This is a genomic window from Deinococcus sp. Marseille-Q6407 (assembly GCF_946848805.1).
Taxonomy (GTDB): domain Bacteria; phylum Deinococcota; class Deinococci; order Deinococcales; family Deinococcaceae; genus Deinococcus.
In genome coordinates this window covers 446,287-461,442 of record NZ_CAMPFU010000002.1, presented here as the reverse complement: position 1 = coordinate 461,442, position 15,156 = coordinate 446,287, and the positions used below count along the sequence as shown (strand labels likewise).

Sequence of the window (15,156 nt, the reverse complement as noted above, 5' to 3'; positions counted from 1 at the left end):
GCTAGAGCCGGGTCTGCAGAAAGTCCTTGACCGACTGCGCCGCTTTCAGGCCCATGCCCGGCACGGCGGCAATCTCCTGCACGTCGGCGGCGCGGATTTCCTCCAGGCTGGTGAAGTGTTCCAGCAGCGCGTCGCGCCGCTTGGGGCCGATGCCCGGCAGATCGTCGAAGATGCTGGCCGTCATCGCCTTGCCGCGCAGCTTGCGGTTGTAGCTCACCGAATAGTGGTGAACCTCGTCGCGGGCGTGAATCAGCACCCGCAGCGCCGGGTGGGTGTGCGGCAGGATCAGTTCCTTGCCGTCGCCCACCACGGTGCCGCTGCCCAGCCACCACTGCGCGCCGTAGGGGCTGGGCAGCACCAGAATCTCCTCGCGCTTGGCCAGGCCCACCACCGGCACCTGCACGCCGGCTTCTTTCAGGGCGTCCAGCGTGGCGTTCACCTGACCGCGTCCGCCGTCAATCAGCAGCAGGTCCGGCAGCGGCAACTTGTCGCTGAGCGACCCGGTAAAGCGCCGGTAGATGGTCTGATGCATGGCGGCGTAGTCGTCGGGATGGTCCAGCCCGCGCACCTTGAAGCGGCGGTACTCGCTCTTGCGGGCGCGGCCGCCTTCGAGCACCACCATTCCCGAGACGATATGGGTGCCGAACAGATTGGAGTTGTCGTAGCCCTCGATGCGCCAGGGCCGGTCGGGCAGGGCCAGCACCTCGCACAGGGCGTCCAGGCCGGGGTGATCGCCGCGGCGTTCCAGCACCGCCAGCTCGGATTCCAGGCCGTGCCCGGCGTTGCGCTGCGCCATCTCGACCAGGTCGGCCTTGTCGCCGCGCTGCGGCAGGCGCACACTGACCCGCTGCCCGGCCCGCTCGGAAAGAAAGTCGGCCCACAGGTCCATATCCTCCAACTGCTCGGGCAACAGCACCAGCGGGGGCAGGTGGGTGGCCTGGGTGTAGTAGTCCTGCATAAAAGCGGTCAGGATTTCCGCGGAGGTGCTGGTCTCGTCCCCGGTCAGAAAGCGCTTGTCGCGGCTGATCACCCGGCCGCCGCGCATGCGGAACAGCTGCACCATGGCGTACTCGCCGGCCTGCGCCACCCCCAGAAAGTCCAGATCGGCCGCCTCGGAGAGAAAAGCGTGCTGCTCGTTGCCGAACAGTTTCTCCACCGCCTGAATCCGGTCGCGCAGCCTTGCGGCCATCTCGAAATCCTGCCGGCCGGCCGCCGCCGCCATTTCCTCTTTCAGCCGCCGCACCACCGGGGCGGCGCGGCCTTCCAGCAGCGACTTCACGTCGTCCACCACCTGCGCGTACGTATCCGGGTCGGCCGCCTGAATGCAGGGCGCCAGGCAGCGTCCCATGTGGTAGTTCAAGCAGGGCCGGTCCTTGAGCTTCATGGGCAGGCCCGAGTTCTTGCGCAGCGGAAACATGGTGTCGATCAGGTGCTTGACCCGCCGCACCGCGCTGGCGTCGGGGTAGGGGCCGTAGTAGCTGGCGCCGTCGTTCAGCACCCGGCGCGTCACGATCAGCATCGGGAATTCCTCGTTGGTCAGCTTGAGGAAGGGGTAATGCTTGCCGTCCTTGAGCAGCACGTTGTAGTGCGGGCGGTGCTGCTTGATCAGGTTGGCTTCCAGCACCAGCGCCTCAACCTCGTTGGCGGTGGTGATGAATTCCAGCTCGTCGGCCAGTGCGGTGAACTTGCCACTCTTGCCGCCGGCCTTGAAGTGCTGCATCACCCGGCTGCGTAGGTTCTTGGCCTTGCCGATATAAATCGGGGTTCCTCCCTGACGGAAGATATACACGCCGGAAGTCACAGGAAGCACGGGAAGTTCGGACAGCTTCACCGGGCCAGTCTAGCGCCCAGCGCGCCAAATCTCTGGAACAGCCGGCGCTTTTGAGTAGCCTGGCTCCTATTTTCACAAGAGGAAAATTTAAATCTTTTTTTCACAAACCTGGTCAGAAGAAATGCCCTGCCTGCCGGGGGCAGGGCCAGTGGGGTGGGCGCTCAGTCCTGCGGCTGAACTTTCAGGCCCAGTTCGTCCAGCTGCGCGGGGGCCACCGGAGAGGGCGCGCCGGCCAGCAGGTCCTGGCCACGGTTGTTTTTGGGAAAGGCGATCACGTCGCGGATGCTGGCCGCACCGCTCAGCACCATCACCAGCCGGTCAAAGCCCCAGGCGGCGCCGCCGTGGGGGGGCGTGCCGTAGTCCAGCGCTTCGAGGAAGAAGCCGAACTTCTCCTGCGCTTCTTCCTCGCTCAGGCCGATGGCCTGGAACATCTGCCGCTGCGTGGCGGGGTCGTGAATACGGATGCTGCCGCCGCCGATCTCAAAGCCGTTCATCACCAGGTCGTAGGCCTGGGCACGGATCTCGCCTTGCCGCTCGCTGCCGAACAGCGCGGCGTCGTCCGGGTGCGGGGCAGTGAAAGGGTGGTGCATATAGGTCCAGGTACCGGATTCGGCGTCGAAGTCCAGCTGCGGGAAGTCGGTCACCCACAGCGGCGCGAACTCGGGGCCGCCGGCCGCCCAGTCAAACAGGTCGCGCAGCGCCAGCCGCACGGCGCCCAGGGCCTCTACAGCGGTGCGCCAGGCGCCGGCGGTGAACAGCAGCGTGCCGCCGTCCTCCACGCCGCTGCGCTCCAGCAGCTGCGGGGTGATGCCGCCCACGAACTTGGAAATCCCGCCGCTGAAGCTTTCGCCGCTGCGCTTGAGCCAGGCCAGGCCGCCGGCCCCGTTCTGCTTGGCGATGCGCTCCAGCTCGTCAATCTGCTTGCGGGTCAGTTCCGGTGCGGCGATCACCTTGACTGCCTCGGCGCCCGCAAATGCCTTGAACTCGCCGCCCGCAAACAGGTCGGTCACATCCACGAAGGCGTGCTCGAAGCGCAGGTCCGGCTTGTCGGAGCCGTAACGGTCCATCGCTTCCTGATACGTCAGGCGGGGCAGCGGCAGCGGCAATTCGCGCCCCAGCACGGTGCGGAAGATGTGTGCCAGCAGCCTGGAATTCAGCTCCAGCACGTCTTCTTGCTCCACAAAGCTCATTTCCATATCCAGCTGGGTGAAGTCCGGCTGGCGGTCGGCGCGCAGGTCCTCATCGCGGAAGCAGCGGGCCATCTGGTAGTAGCGGTCGTAGCCGGCCATCATCAGCATCTGCTTGAACAGCTGCGGGCTCTGCGGCAGCGCGTAGAACTCGCCCTCGCTCAGGCGGCTGGGCACCAGAAAGTCGCGCGCGCCTTCGGGGGTCGAGCGGGTCAGCATCGGCGTTTCCACGTTGATAAAGCCGTGCTCGGCCATAAATTCGGTGATGGCCGCCCACACCCGGGAGCGCAGCATCAGGTTCTGCTGCATCTCGGGCCGCCGCAGGTCGAGGTAACGGTAACGCAGCCGCAGGTCCTCGGAAACTTCACTGCCCCGGTCCAGCTCGAACGGTGGGGTCTTGGCGCGGTTGAGAATCTCCACCGCGTCCGCCAGCACCTCGAAGTCGGCCAGGCCGCCTTTGCGCTGAGACTCGGGGCGCTGCTGGAACTGCCCGCAGACCGTCACCACATACTCGCTGCGCAGCCGGTCCGCCTGGGCAAAAGCGCTGCTCTGGGGGTCTACCTGCACCTGCACGGTGCCGGAGCGGTCACGCAGCTCAAAGAAAATCAGCCCGCCGAGGTCGCGCCGGCGGCTGACCCAGCCCTGCAGGGTCACGGGACCCTGGTTCGATTCGTTCAGTTCACCGATCAGTGCGGTTCGTTTCATGAGTCTTCCCCCTGGAAAGTGGTCATCAGAAAAGTGTTCAGCTCGCCGAAAGGCACGGTGCTCGTTTCACCGCTGCCCAGATGCTTGAGCTTCAGGGCGTGGGCGGCGGCTTCCTCGCTGCCGATCACGCCGGCGTAGCGGGCCCCGAGCCGCGCGGCTTCCTTGTAAGCCTGCCCGGCGCCGCGCTTGCGGTAGCTGAACTCGGCCCCGCCCACGGCGCGGGCCTGCCGGGCCAGCTGCGCGGCCAGCGGCACCTGTGCCCCCTCCAGCGCGGCCAGATACAGCAGCGGGCCGGCCGGCTCGGGCACGCTCAGGCCCTCGTCCTGCATCGCCAGCAGAATGCGCTCAATGCCGAAAGCCCAGCCGATGCCCGGCACCTCGGCCTTGCTGCCCAGCTCCTGCGCCAGCCCGTCGTAGCGCCCGCCCCCGCCCAGCGCCGACTTGGCGCCGATGCCCTGGTGGTGCAGCTCCCAGGCAGTGCGGCGGTAGTAGTCCAGCCCGCGCACGATGGAAGGGTCAATCTCGAACGGCACCTCCCACTCGCGCAGGAACTCCTGCACCGCAGCAAAGTGCGCCCGGGCGTCCTCGCCCAGAAAGTCCAGCATCGGCCGCACGCCCAGCTCGGCGATCAATGCCTGGTCGGAGCTGCTCTTGGAATCCAGAATCCGCATCGGGTTGCGCTCCAGGCGCTCCTTGGAGTCGTCGGAGAGCGCGTCCAGGTGCGGGGCGAACAGTTCACGCAGGTACTCGTTGTAGGCGGCGCGGTCCTGCGGGTCCCCAATTGAGCCCAGCTGAATGCTCACGCCCCTGAGGCCCAGTTCGGTCACGATCTCCCACATCAGGGCGATCGCTTCGGCGTCGGCCAGCGGGTCACTGGAGCCGATGCACTCGTAGTCCACTTGATGAAACTGCCGCAGCCGGCCCTGCTGCACATTTTCAGCGCGGAACATCGGGCCGTGGGTCCACAGCTTGAGCGGTGAGCCCAGCTGCTTGAGCCCGTTTTCCAGGTAAGAGCGCACGATTGGTGCCGTGCCCTCGGGGCGCAGCACGAAGCCGCCGTGATCGCCCGCGTAATACACGGTGAACATCTCCTTGCGGACGATGTCGGTACTCCCGCCCACGCCGCGCTTGACCAGTGCCGCGTCCTCAAAAAGGGGCGTCGCGGTCAGGCGGGCGCCGGCGCGTTCCAGCACCTGCGCGGCCACCCGCTGCACATGGGCGTGCGCGCTGGCCTGAATGTCCAGGCTCAGCCCGGGGCTGCCGGGCGGAAGGTGATCCTTGGTTCCTTTGGGGCGCTGTAGAGTCATACAGCGCCGAGTCTATCAGCCACCCTGGCGGCAGCGCGAAAAAAGCCGGCTCCCGCTCGGGAACCGGCCAAAAGAAGAAGGTTGAAGGAGAGCTCAGGGCTGGGCAGTGGCCGCGGAGGCGGCCACCGGCGCAGGGGAGACGGCGGCCGGCTGCTGCACCGAGTACTGCAGGCCAGTGCTGCGCTGGCCGTCCACTTCCACGAACAGCCAGTTGCCGCCGACCGGAGCGTCCTGAGGAATAGTCAGCACGATCTGGCTGTCGGTCCAGCTCTGCACGGCGCTGGCCGGGAACACGTAACCGCCGCGGCCTTCGGCGTTGGTTAGCCGCACAGTGCCGTTGCTGGGGCCGCCCAGGTAGCGGCCCTGCAAGGTCAGCGTGCCGCCGCGGGCCACCGACGCCGAGGTCTTGATCAGCACGGGCGTCACCGTGGCCTGTAGGGCCGTCTGCTGGGTAGGGGCGCAGGCAGCCAGGCTGCCCAGGAAGGATAAAGAAATCAGGACACGTTTCATAGGGATCTCCTCTACAGTGGCAGTTTAATGAGGAACATGATGTCAGGTCAATCCACCGCCGCGCCTGCGGCCGCTTCCGCTTCCGGTTTTGCCGCGCAGCTGCTGGAAAAAGGCGTCTTGGTCATCAGCAACCCCAGAAGTGGTCAGGGGAGTGCCGGCAGCACGCTCTCGGAGCTGCTCAACCTGCTGCGCGGCCGGGGTGTGCCGCTGACCGAGCGGACCCTGGAAGGCGAGCGCCCGATGGACGACTTCATCCACGACCTGCCCGACTACGCCGCCGTGATCGGGGCCGGGGGCGACGGCACCGTCAGCTCGCTGGCCTACGCGCTGGCACGTCAGAAGTGGTCGGTGCCGCTGCTGGCCTTTCCCGCCGGCACCGCCAACCTGATCGCGCTGAACTTGGCGGTTCCCGACGATCCGCAGGCGCTGCTGGAGCTGCTGCTGTCCGGGCAGACCCTGGACCTGGACCTGGGTGAGCTGGTCACCGGCTACGGCCCGGCCGAGCGCCGCCGGGGCTTTGCCATGCTGGCCGGCGCGGGTGCAGACGCCAACATGATCCGCGAGAGCGAAGGCCTCAAGAAGCACTTCGGCACCATGGCCTATGTGATGGCAGCGCTGCGGCAGATCAACCCGCCGGTTACCACCTTTCATATCCGTGCCGATGGCGGGCCGGTGCAGTCGTTCCGGGGCATTGGGGTGATGGTTGCCAACCTGGGCCTGGTGCCGGGGCGGATTCCCATTACCCCGGACATCAGCCCCCGCGATGGCCGCTTCACGGTGATTCTGCTGCGCGAAGGCAACGTGCTGCGCCTGGGCGCCAACCTGCTCGACTCGCTGAAGGTCAAGTTCCGCCTGGGCGACCCGGCTTTCGACGACAACCTGGAAGTGTTCGGCGCCCAGGAAATTGAAGTGACGGCCGACGATCCTTTTCCGCTGCAGTTCGACGGCGAGCTGCATGTGGAGACCACACCTTTCCGGGCGCGGGTGCTGCCGCGGGCGGTGCGTTTCTTCACGGCCCAGACCGAAGCGGAGCTGCAGACCTGAGCCAGCCTGCATCCAGCCTCTCCCTTACCTAAACGACCTTAGGTAAGGGAGGTAAATCAGACCAAAAAGCAGGGGCGGCTCCGTTTCTTGGAGCGCCCCTGCGGGTTCGGTCATTAGACTGGCCGGCGCAGCGTCTCTTTTGCGCTGCCCTTCCTGCTCGGCTCAGATGAAGCCACAAGGTCCGAGAACAAACCCCTCCCCCCAGAGGGGCGCCGCCGGGGCGGCTTTCTCAGACGCCTTAGTATGGGTTTTCTCAACTTGGAGAAAAAGAGAAATCTTCAAGTTGACTCCGCCTCGGTCAAGGCGGCGGAAGCGGTCAGCCCTGGCTGCGGCCGGCTGCGGGCGCTCACATACAGCCAGGCGCCGGTGCTGAGCAGCATTACCGCTGCACCGGCGGACCACAGCACCCGGCTGCCGGCCGTATCGGCCCAGGGGCCCAGCAGCAGCATGGCCAGCGGCATTCCGGCCTGCGCAGTGGCCGAGATCAGCCCGAAGACCCGCCCGCGGAATTCCTCTGGAATCAGGGTCTGCCCCAGGTAGGCGATGGCCGTGTTGGTCAGGGCTACGCCGGCGCCCAGCACGGCCAGAGCGGCAAAAAAGGCGGCCAGCACCCGGCTTTGGGCCATCACGGCCAGGGCCAGACTGGCGGCCAGCAGCCCCAGCGGCAGGGCCTGCTGCGGGCCAAAGCGCTGGCCCAGGGCGGTCACGCTCAGGCTGCCCAGCAGCATGCCGCCCATCACAGTGCCCAGGGCCACCCCGTAAAAGTTCCCGCCTAGGCCGAAGCTGGCCAGGTGCTTGGGCAACAGCATCTGCATCGGGGCAAAGGCGATGTTGAGGACAAAAGCCAGCAGCGGAATCATGGCGAAACCGGGGTGCCTTCCCAGCACCTGCAGGCCGGAGCGAAAAGCCTGCCAGAAGCCTTCTTTCACCGGCGCCTTCACCCGCGCCGGCAGCTGAATTACCCCCAGGGCGGCGGCGCTGATCAGAAAGGTGGCCGCGTCCAGCAGCAGGGTCTGGCCTTGACCCAGCAGGGCCACCAGGCCGCTGCCCAGGAAGAGGCCAGCCAGCTGTGCACCCTGCTGCCCCATCCCCATCAGGCCATTGGCGCGGGCCAGCTGCTCGGGCGGCACCAGCCGCGGCAGCAGCGTGGAGGTGGCCGGCGAGGTGACCGCGGTGATCAGGCCGCTGAGCAGCACTGCACCGTTCAGCCAGAGCAGCCCGGCCCGGCCTGCCCGCCCAGCAGCCCGGCGGCCAGGCTCAGCACCAGCAGGCCCCGCAGCAGGTCGCCGGCAATCAGGAGCGGCCGCACCGGCACCCGGTCCACCACCACGCCGGCCAGCGGGCTCAGCAGCGCCGGCAACATGCCCAGTGCCAGGGTCACCCCCATCGCGCTGGGCTGCCCGGTCTGGTCATACACCTGCACCGCCACCACCACGGACGTCAGGGCGTTGCCGAAGACCGATTGCAGGCTGGCCAGCCAGTAGATGGTGAAATTGCGGGTCCAGAGCCGGGTGGCAGCAGACTGAGGGGGGGTCATGTTAGCAGCCTGTCATCAAGCTCCTTGCAATGAAACCGGCCTTTTCAAGTTGAGACTTGGCGCGTTTTCCTGGTCCAGTGGCCCTTCTCGCCCCGCCAGGCCAGGCCCACCAAGGCGGCGGCCAGCAGCAGCGCGGGCAGGTCTCCGGCGCGCTGGTAGACGGTCTGACCGTGCAGGCGCCGGTACTGCACCGAGAAACCCTGCTGTCCGTCCTGAACGACCTGGCGTGGGCGGCCCAGGTCGTCCACACTGCCGGCCCAGCCGCGCTGCACTGCCCGCAGCACCCAGCGCCGGTTCTCGATGGCGCGGACCCGGCCCATCTCGAAGTGCTGCCGGACCCCGGCGGCCGCGAACCACGAATCGTTGCTCACGTTGACCAGCACCTCGGCGCCCTGCCGCGCCAGCTGCCGCGCCGGCCAGCCGAAGACCGAGTCGTAACAGATATAGGCGCCGTAGCGAATGCCGCCCAGGTCTAGCGGCACCATCCGTGTGGCCGGCTGCAGACTGTCCAGCAGGTCGAAGCCGGTCAGCAGGCTCAGCTGAGTGTAGAGCGGGCGCAGCACCGTCTGAAAGGGAAAGGTTTCTCCGAACGGCAGTGGGCGGCCCTTGTGGTTCTCCCCCACCACCTGGCCGCTGGCGTCAATGGCCAGCACGCTGTTCTCGCTGCCAGAGGCCCGCCCGGCGCCGCTGATGCCGGGGCCCGGGAACAGCGCAAGGTCGCCCAGGTCACGGGCCAGCGCGGTTTCGGACCAGATGACCGGCTCGCCGGGGGCGCGGCTACGGCTGGCTTCCAGCAAGCTGGGCAGCAGCCGGCCCTGGTCCAACCGCTCGAAACCGTTGACGGTGGTCCGGGTCAGAAAGGCGCGGGCGACCGGGCCCTCGCCAGGAGTACGGGTCAGCCCGTAGCCGGCCGCCAGCGCCAGCAGGCCCAGGCTGAGGACCAGCGGCCGGCGCTGATGCCCGGAGAACCAGTCGGCCAGCGCGGCGGCCAGCGCCACGCCCAGCCAGGAGGCCAGCAGCACGCCGCCCAGGTCGGCGGTCTGAATGACCGGGGTATCCAGCCAGATGTAGCCCAGAGTAGGCCAGGGAAAAGCCAGGGTGCCCAGCGACCGCAGGTATTCCAGCCCTACCCAGCCGCCGGCCAGCGCCCACAGCCGGCGGCGCGGGCTGGAGAACAGCCGGCTGACCGCCCAGCCCAGCGCCGCAAAAAAGAGGGCTTCGGTGGCGTAAAGAATCAGGGCCAGGGCGCCGGCCGGGGGGAAACCAAAGATCTGCGCGGCCAGCACCGTGACCCACCACAGGTGCGCGCCCACGTAGCCGAAAGCACCCCAGCCCATCCGGCGGGCGGTGTCTCGCTGCGCGGCCAGACCCAGCCACGCCGCCAGCGGCAGCAGGCTCAGCCAGGGCACGGGGGTCAGGGTGGCCAGGCCGGTCAGCAGGCCGGCGGCCAGAGCGCCGGCAAGGGAGGGAAGTCGCACCGACACATCATACCCAGTCATGCCCGGCATCCTGTCCGCCCGGCAGCTGGGGACTGCGCTAAGATGAAGCCGACGTGCGACTGGCTTTTATCAGCGACATTCATGCCAACATTCAGGCGCTGACGGCGGCCGCGCAGTTTCTGGAGACCCAGGTGGTGGATCAGGTGGTGGTGGTGGGCGACCTGGTCGGCTACGGCGCCAACCCGGGACCGGTGATTGACTTTGTGCAGCAGCGGGGCTATTCGGTATGCCTGGGCTCCAGCGACCTGCGGGTGGCCCTGCCGCTGGGCAGCAGCAGTGGTCGGCATGGGGTGGCCGAGCAGGTGATCGGCTGGACCCGTGGCATGCTGCTGCCCACTCAGCTGGATTACCTGCGCTCGCTGCCGGTAGGCGGGCGGATCCGGACTCCGCAGGGCCGCATCCGTTTTTTCCACGGCAGTCCTCACGACCCCGAGCAGAAACTGGACCTGGCCGGCCCCGAGGAAAAATTGCAGGTGCTGGCCGCGCAGTTTCCGGCCCGGCTGATCGTCTCGGCCGGTACCCATATTCCTTTTCTGCGCCGGGTGGGCGAGGTGACTTTTCTGGATCCCGGCTCGGTGGGTTTCTCGCTGAACCGCGAGCCGGGCGCGGACGTGGCGGTGGTGGACTGCCTGCCCGGCGCGGATCCGCAGGTCACCCTGCATAAGGTGCCGTACGATGTGGCCTCGGCAGCGTTCGACGTGCTGGCCTGGGAACTCCCGGCTCAGATCGCCCAGGTGCTCAAGACGGGACACGGCTGATGCGCGCCCCCCGGCAGACCTTCTTGTATGCCGAGCCCGCAGAACAGGCCGAAACAGTCTCGGAAGTGCTGCTGGGTGAGGAACTGACAGTGCTGGAGCAGGCTGGCGAGTGGCAGCGGGTCCGGCTCGCTGCGGACGGTTACGAGGGCTGGGCACGGGTGCAGGCGGTTACAGTCCCGGCTGGCAGCTGGGCTCTGGTCACGGCGCTGCGGGGGCACATTTACGCAGCCCCGGCGGCGCAGGCCCCTCTGCTGGGGCGCTTGAGCCTGGGCAGCCGGGTCCGCCGGTCGGGCGAGGTGGTGGAAGGTGAAGAAGGCCGCCGCTGGGAGCGCCTGCTCTGGCCGGCTGGCTGGGTGAGCCGTGCAGTATTCCGGCCGCTGCCCTCTTCCCTGCCCGAGCTGGGGTTGGAATTTGTGGGCACCCCCTACCGCTGGGGCGGGCGCTCGGCCTGGGGGGTGGATTGCTCCGGGTTGATGCAGGTGCTTCATGCCGCGTACGGTCTGGCATTGCCGCGCGACTCCGGGCCGCAGCGCTCTGCCCTGCTGCCGGTGGATCTGCCGCAGGCGGGCGACCTGGCATTTTTCCCTGGGCACGTGGGTCTGATGCTGGACAGCGAATGCCTTCTCAACGCCACCTCTTACCAGATGGCGGTTACTGTAGATACTCTGGGCAGCGGCGAGTACGGCCGGCTGCTGGAACGTGACCTGCTGGGCTTCGGCCGCCCTGAATGGAGCTGACTATGATCACCTGGACCCCTTTTGAACTGCAGACGGCGCAGCCGTTCGGTATCGCTCGCTGGACCCATTCCACCTATCAGCGGGTGCGGGTGGACTGGACCCTGGACGGCGTCACCGGCCGGGGCGAGGCAGCGCCCAACGCCTTTTACGGTGAGACCGGCGCCACTGTTCCGGCAGCCCTGGAACAGCTAGAGCTAGCTGCGCGCGGCGGCCGGTGACGATCCCTGGGGGTTCCGTACCCTGGCGGCCCGGCTGGACGCGGCGCTGGGCCAGCATCCCAGCGCCAAGTGTGCCCTGGAAATGGCAACCCTGGAAGTCTGTGCGCTGAGCGTGGGCCGGCCGGTCCGTGAGCTGCTGGGGCTGCCAGCTGGCGAGGTGGCCGAGAGCAGTTACACTATCGGGCTGGCCGCCTTGCCGGAGATGGCGGCTCAGGCGCAAGCGGCGGTGGCGCGGGGGCACGGCATCCTGAAAGTGAAGCTGGGCACCGCGCAGGATGAGGCCATTTTGCAGACCCTGCGTGAGGTGGCGCCGGCAGTGACGCTGCGGGTGGATGCCAATGCGGCCTGGACCTTGCCGCAGGCCCGGCGCATGCTGGACGTGCTGGACGAGTACCGGGTGGAATTTCTGGAGCAACCGCTGCCGGCCGGCGACCTGGCCGGGCACGTGGCCCTGCGGCGTGCGGCGCGCCTGCCTCTCATTGCTGACGAGAGCCTGCATGCGGTGGGTAGTGTGCCGGCGTTAGCCGAAGCGTTCGACGGGGTGAATCTCAAGCCGGCCAAGCTGGGCGGGCCGCTGCAGGCCCTGCGAACGCTGGAGCTGGCGCGACTGCACGGCCTGGGCGTGATGATCGGCTGCATGATCGAGTCGTCACTGGGTATTGCGGCGGCGGCGATGCTGGCCCCGCTGTGCGACTGGGTGGATCTGGACTCTCCCCTGCTGCTGGCCTCGGACCCGGTGTCAGGCCTGGATTGGCAAGGTGGGCGGTTGCAGTTGCCAGCCGGGCCGGGCTGGGGGGTGGAGTGGAAGGCGGAGGAAGGACGCCGCTGAGGCGCTTTTTCCGCTGGTTTGTTTTTTCTATTATCTTTATTTTATAATTCGCAAACTAATCTCGAGCATGAAAAAAGGCCCCTTGTCGGGGCTCTCGTTTTCAGGGAAGCTGTACTTTAGCGGTCCAGACTGCTCAGGAACTTCAGTACTTCACGGTTAAAGCGGTCGGGGGCGTCCACCATCACCACGTGCCCGGCGTGGGGAATTTCTACATAGTGGCCGTTGGGCAGGGCATCTGCCAGGGCGCGGCCCAAGTCAGGCGGCACCAGTGCGTCGCGCTCGCCCCAGATCACCAGGGTAGGCAGCTGAATGGCCGGCAGCATCTCGCGGGTGGGGTGCCCCAGCAGGTCGCGGGTGGAACGCACCAGATTCAGCGGTCCGGCCCGCAGCGAGTCGAACAGAATGGTGGGCAGGAAGCTGACCCGCCCGGTCACGGCGGCGCGCGGCAGGTTCAGGGCGGCGCGGAACAGGTCGGTGTCCAGCAGACCTGAAGCGCAGGCCAGAATCAGGGCCCGCAGCCGTTCCGGGTGCCGTGAGGCCACGATGGTGGAAATCTGCCCGCCCATTGAGTGCCCCACCAGGGTCACGTCCTGCAGGTTCTGAGCTTCCAGCCAGGCACCGATCAGGTCGGCGGAGCCTTCTACCCCCAGCGACCGGTGCCGCCAGGCCGAGCCGAACCCGGTCAGCTCGATCACATACACCCGGAAATGGGCCGAGAAGGCCGGCAAGTTGCTGCGCCACCAGTGCCGCGACCCGCTCAGTCCGTGCACCAGCACCAGCGGCGGCCCGCTGCCGTATTCACGCCAGTGCAGCAGCCCGCCGCCACTCTCGAACGAGCAGTAGCGGGGCTCGAAAGCCGGCAGCCGGGGTCTAGCCACGTCCGGTCAGCTGCTGGAGGAATTCGGCGTTGTTGGCGGTCTTTCCCATCCGGGCGGTGAGCATTTCCATCGCGTCGGCGGGGTCCATGTCGCTGATCACCTTGCGCAGCAGCCAGATCTTGTCCAGCACAGGCTGGTCCAGCAGCAGTTCCTCGCGGCGGGTGCCAGACTTGAGAATGTCCAGCGCCGGGAAGATACGGCGTTCTTCCAGCCGGCGGCTGAGCACCAGTTCGGCGTTGCCGGTGCCCTTGAATTCCTCGAAGATCACGTCGTCCATGCGCGAGCCAGTTTCCACCAGCGCGGTGGCCAGGATGGTCAGGCTGCCGCCCTCGCGGGTGTTGCGGGCGGCGCCCAGGAACTTCTTGGGCCAGTGCAGTGCGTTAGAATCCAGCCCCCCTGAGAGGGTCCGGCCGGTGGGCGGCGTGACCAGGTTATTGGCGCGGGCCAGGCGGGTGATGGAGTCCAGCAGGATCACCACGTGCCCGCCCTCTTCCACGATGCGGCGCGCCCGCTCATGGACAAACTCGGCCACCCGCACGTGGCGCTGCGGCGGCTCGTCGAAGGTGGAAGCGATCACCTCGGCGCCGGCCACGCTCTCGCGGAAATCGGTCACTTCCTCGGGGCGTTCGTCTACCAGCAGCACCATCACGTGAATATCCGGATAGTTCTTCACGATGGAGTTGGCGATCTTCTTCATCAGGGTGGTTTTCCCGGCCTTGGGCGGCGCCACGATCAGGGCGCGCTGCCCGCGGCCGATCGGCACCAGCAGGTCCACCACCCGCAGCGAGATACCGTCGTCCATGCCGGGGTCTTCCAGCACCAGCTGCCGGTCGGGGAAGGTGGGGGTCAGGTCGTCGAAGCGGGGGCGGCTGCGGGCCGTTTCTGGGTCCACGCCGTTGACCGCCTGCACGTTCAGCAGGGTGGGGTAACGCTCGGTATCGCGCGGCGGACGCGAGAGGCCGATCACCTGGTCACCGGTCCGCAGCGCAAAGTCGCGGATCAGGCCGGAGGTGACCAGCGCCACCCGGCTGCCGGCGTCCAGCAGGTCGGTCTGCAGAAAGCCGTAGCCGTCCTCGGCCACGATCAGGTAGCCCTCGGCCAGCTGCTGCCCGCCCTGATCAGCCTGGGCTTCCAGCAGCCGCAGGATCAGGTCGTCTTTTTTCAGCTTGCGGTAGTCCTGAATGCCGGCCTGCGCGGCCAGCAGGTGCAGCTCCGGCAGAATCTTTTCGCGCAGGCTCTGAAAGGTCAGGCTCATTCCGCCTGCTTCTCCTGCCGGGTGCCCAGGGTGGCCCAGTCCTTCATGAAGCCAGCGATGCCCGCGTCGGTCAGCGGGTGCTGCACCATCTGCTTGAACACCTTGTAAGGAATGGTGGCCACGTCGGCGCCGGCCAGGGCCGACTGCACCACGTGCTGCGGGTGGCGAATAGAAGCGGCCAGCACCTGAGTGTCGATGTCACCCAGCACGTAGGCTTCCTTGATCTGGCGGATCAGCTCGATGCCGTCCCAGCCGATGTCATCCACCCGGCCCGCGAAGGGGCTGACATAGGTGGCGCCGGCGCGGGCGGCCAGTAGGGCCTGCGGCACGCTGAAGCACAGGGTCACGTTGGTCTTGATGCCTTCGTCCGTCAGGGTGCGGCAGGCCTGCAGTCCGGCGGGGGTCAGCGGCAGCTTGACCACGATGTGCTCGGACCAGGTACCGATATCACGGCCCTCGCTGATCATCTCTTCGGCGGTTTCGCCGGTCACTTCGGCCGAGATGGCGCCGCCCACCAGTTCAGCGATTTCGCTGACCACTTCGCGGAAGTCGCGGCCGGACTTGACGATCAGGCTGGGGTTGGTGGTGACGCCGCTGAGCACGCCCCAGCTGTTGATTTCGCGGATTTCGTCCATGATGGCGGTATCGATGAAAAATTTCATGCAGTTCTCCTTGCTGACGGGTTGTCGGGGGGAAGTTTGGGTCTGGTTTTAGTTTACTCCCCGGAGGCCGGGGCAAACACACCCTGAGGCACGCTGCTCACCGCCCAAGGGTCAGAGCTTCTGCTAGAGTGGACGGCAAATCAAGGCGACCGTGAGGCCAGTAGGGACCGCAAGATCGCCGCAGCGCAGCGAGCCGGGG

15 protein-coding genes are annotated in these 15,156 nt (G+C 67.2%); 5 read left to right on the top strand and 10 right to left on the bottom strand.

Annotation, left to right across the window (positions count from 1 at the left end; genetic code table 11):
* Nucleotide 1: 1 nt before the first annotated feature.
* The 4 genes from uvrC to OCI36_RS04220 form a co-directional block, all read right to left on the bottom strand.
* The gene (uvrC, locus tag OCI36_RS04235) at nt 2-1,831 is read right to left on the bottom strand and encodes an excinuclease ABC subunit UvrC (protein WP_261663827.1); all 1,830 of its coding nucleotides are present in this window, start codon (nt 1,829-1,831) and stop codon (nt 2-4) included.
* A gap of 161 nt (nt 1,832-1,992) precedes the next feature.
* Nucleotides 1,993-3,723: an aspartate--tRNA ligase gene (gene aspS, locus OCI36_RS04230; RefSeq protein ID WP_261663826.1), complete on the bottom strand. Its 1,731-nt coding sequence runs from the start codon at nt 3,721-3,723 to the stop codon at nt 1,993-1,995.
* Nucleotides 3,720-5,030 carry a histidine--tRNA ligase gene (hisS, locus tag OCI36_RS04225; RefSeq protein WP_261663825.1) on the bottom strand — a complete coding sequence of 437 codons (1,311 nt, stop codon included), beginning with the start codon at nt 5,028-5,030 and terminating at the stop codon, nt 3,720-3,722. The genes aspS and hisS overlap by 4 nt, the downstream gene beginning before the upstream one ends.
* A gap of 93 nt (nt 5,031-5,123) precedes the next feature.
* Entirely contained in the window at nt 5,124-5,540 is a 417-nt protein-coding gene (locus tag OCI36_RS04220) for an IPT/TIG domain-containing protein (RefSeq protein WP_261663824.1), read from the bottom strand.
* Nucleotides 5,541-5,579: 39 nt separating this feature from the next.
* Between OCI36_RS04220 and OCI36_RS04215 the strand changes: the two genes are divergently transcribed.
* Nucleotides 5,580-6,584, top strand: coding sequence for a diacylglycerol/lipid kinase family protein (locus tag OCI36_RS04215; protein ID WP_261663823.1), 1,005 nt, complete (start codon nt 5,580-5,582; stop codon nt 6,582-6,584).
* Between the two features lie 278 nt (nt 6,585-6,862).
* Here OCI36_RS04215 and OCI36_RS04210 read toward each other — a convergent pair whose 3' ends face one another.
* The 3 genes from OCI36_RS04210 to lnt are packed head-to-tail and all read right to left on the bottom strand — an operon-like array spanning nt 6,863 to nt 9,620.
* Nucleotides 6,863-7,780 (bottom strand): MFS transporter, encoded by a 918-nt coding sequence (locus OCI36_RS04210; protein WP_261663822.1) that lies wholly within the window; start codon nt 7,778-7,780, stop codon nt 6,863-6,865.
* Between the two features lie 8 nt (nt 7,781-7,788).
* Nucleotides 7,789-8,121, bottom strand: a complete 333-nt coding sequence (locus OCI36_RS04205) for a hypothetical protein (RefSeq protein WP_261663821.1) — start codon at nt 8,119-8,121, stop codon at nt 7,789-7,791.
* A 44-nt stretch (nt 8,122-8,165) separates the two neighbouring features.
* A complete protein-coding gene (lnt, locus tag OCI36_RS04200) occupies nt 8,166-9,620 on the bottom strand; it encodes an apolipoprotein N-acyltransferase (protein ID WP_261663820.1) in 1,455 nt (484 codons plus the stop codon).
* Between the two features lie 53 nt (nt 9,621-9,673).
* Here lnt and OCI36_RS04195 point away from each other — a divergent pair, with 53 nt between their 5' ends.
* The 4 genes from OCI36_RS04195 to OCI36_RS04180 all read left to right on the top strand — a co-directional run bounded on the left by OCI36_RS04195 (nt 9,674) and on the right by OCI36_RS04180 (nt 12,162).
* Nucleotides 9,674-10,378, top strand: coding sequence for a metallophosphoesterase family protein (locus OCI36_RS04195; protein WP_261663819.1), 705 nt, complete (start codon nt 9,674-9,676; stop codon nt 10,376-10,378).
* Entirely contained in the window at nt 10,378-11,115 is a 738-nt protein-coding gene (locus OCI36_RS04190; RefSeq protein WP_261663818.1) for a C40 family peptidase, read from the top strand. Before OCI36_RS04195 ends, OCI36_RS04190 begins: the two co-directional genes overlap by 1 nt.
* 2 nt (nt 11,116-11,117) lie before the next feature.
* Entirely contained in the window at nt 11,118-11,333 is a 216-nt protein-coding gene (locus tag OCI36_RS04185) for a hypothetical protein (protein ID WP_261663817.1), read from the top strand.
* Nucleotides 11,334-11,415: 82 nt separating this feature from the next.
* On the top strand, nt 11,416-12,162 hold the full coding sequence (locus tag OCI36_RS04180; protein WP_261663816.1) for a mandelate racemase/muconate lactonizing enzyme family protein: 747 nt from the start codon (nt 11,416-11,418) through the stop codon (nt 12,160-12,162).
* A gap of 116 nt (nt 12,163-12,278) precedes the next feature.
* On the opposite strand, the gene OCI36_RS04175 is transcribed toward OCI36_RS04180, so the two are convergent.
* From OCI36_RS04175 to fsa, 3 genes are read right to left on the bottom strand one after another with little or no spacing between them, the layout of a single operon-like run.
* A complete protein-coding gene (locus OCI36_RS04175) occupies nt 12,279-13,040 on the bottom strand; it encodes an alpha/beta fold hydrolase (protein WP_261663815.1) in 762 nt (253 codons plus the stop codon).
* Nucleotides 13,033-14,295 (bottom strand): transcription termination factor Rho, encoded by a 1,263-nt coding sequence (gene rho / locus OCI36_RS04170; protein WP_261663814.1) that lies wholly within the window; start codon nt 14,293-14,295, stop codon nt 13,033-13,035. Before rho ends, OCI36_RS04175 begins: the two co-directional genes overlap by 8 nt.
* Complete coding sequence (gene fsa, locus OCI36_RS04165) at nt 14,292-14,957, bottom strand: fructose-6-phosphate aldolase (RefSeq protein ID WP_261663813.1); 666 nt, start codon at nt 14,955-14,957, stop codon at nt 14,292-14,294. Before fsa ends, rho begins: the two co-directional genes overlap by 4 nt.
* Between the last annotated feature and the right edge of the window lie 199 nt (nt 14,958-15,156).

Bases quoted from the DNA above. Each gene is read 5' to 3' on its own strand.
- aspS (WP_261663826.1), bottom strand. From the start codon at position 3,723: ATGAAACGAACCGCACTGATCGGTGAACTGAACGAATCGAACCAGGGT.
- hisS (WP_261663825.1), bottom strand. From the start codon at position 5,030: ATGACTCTACAGCGCCCCAAAGGAACCAAGGATCACCTTCCGCCCGGC.
- OCI36_RS04220 (WP_261663824.1), bottom strand. From the start codon at position 5,540: ATGAAACGTGTCCTGATTTCTTTATCCTTCCTGGGCAGCCTGGCTGCC.
- OCI36_RS04215 (WP_261663823.1), top strand. From the start codon at position 5,580: ATGTCAGGTCAATCCACCGCCGCGCCTGCGGCCGCTTCCGCTTCCGGT.
- OCI36_RS04205 (WP_261663821.1), bottom strand. From the start codon at position 8,121: ATGACCCCCCCTCAGTCTGCTGCCACCCGGCTCTGGACCCGCAATTTC.
- lnt (WP_261663820.1), bottom strand. From the start codon at position 9,620: ATGACTGGGTATGATGTGTCGGTGCGACTTCCCTCCCTTGCCGGCGCT.
- OCI36_RS04190 (WP_261663818.1), top strand. From the start codon at position 10,378: ATGCGCGCCCCCCGGCAGACCTTCTTGTATGCCGAGCCCGCAGAACAG.
- OCI36_RS04185 (WP_261663817.1), top strand. From the start codon at position 11,118: ATGATCACCTGGACCCCTTTTGAACTGCAGACGGCGCAGCCGTTCGGT.
- OCI36_RS04180 (WP_261663816.1), top strand. From the start codon at position 11,416: ATGGCAACCCTGGAAGTCTGTGCGCTGAGCGTGGGCCGGCCGGTCCGT.
- rho (WP_261663814.1), bottom strand. From the start codon at position 14,295: ATGAGCCTGACCTTTCAGAGCCTGCGCGAAAAGATTCTGCCGGAGCTG.
- fsa (WP_261663813.1), bottom strand. From the start codon at position 14,957: ATGAAATTTTTCATCGATACCGCCATCATGGACGAAATCCGCGAAATC.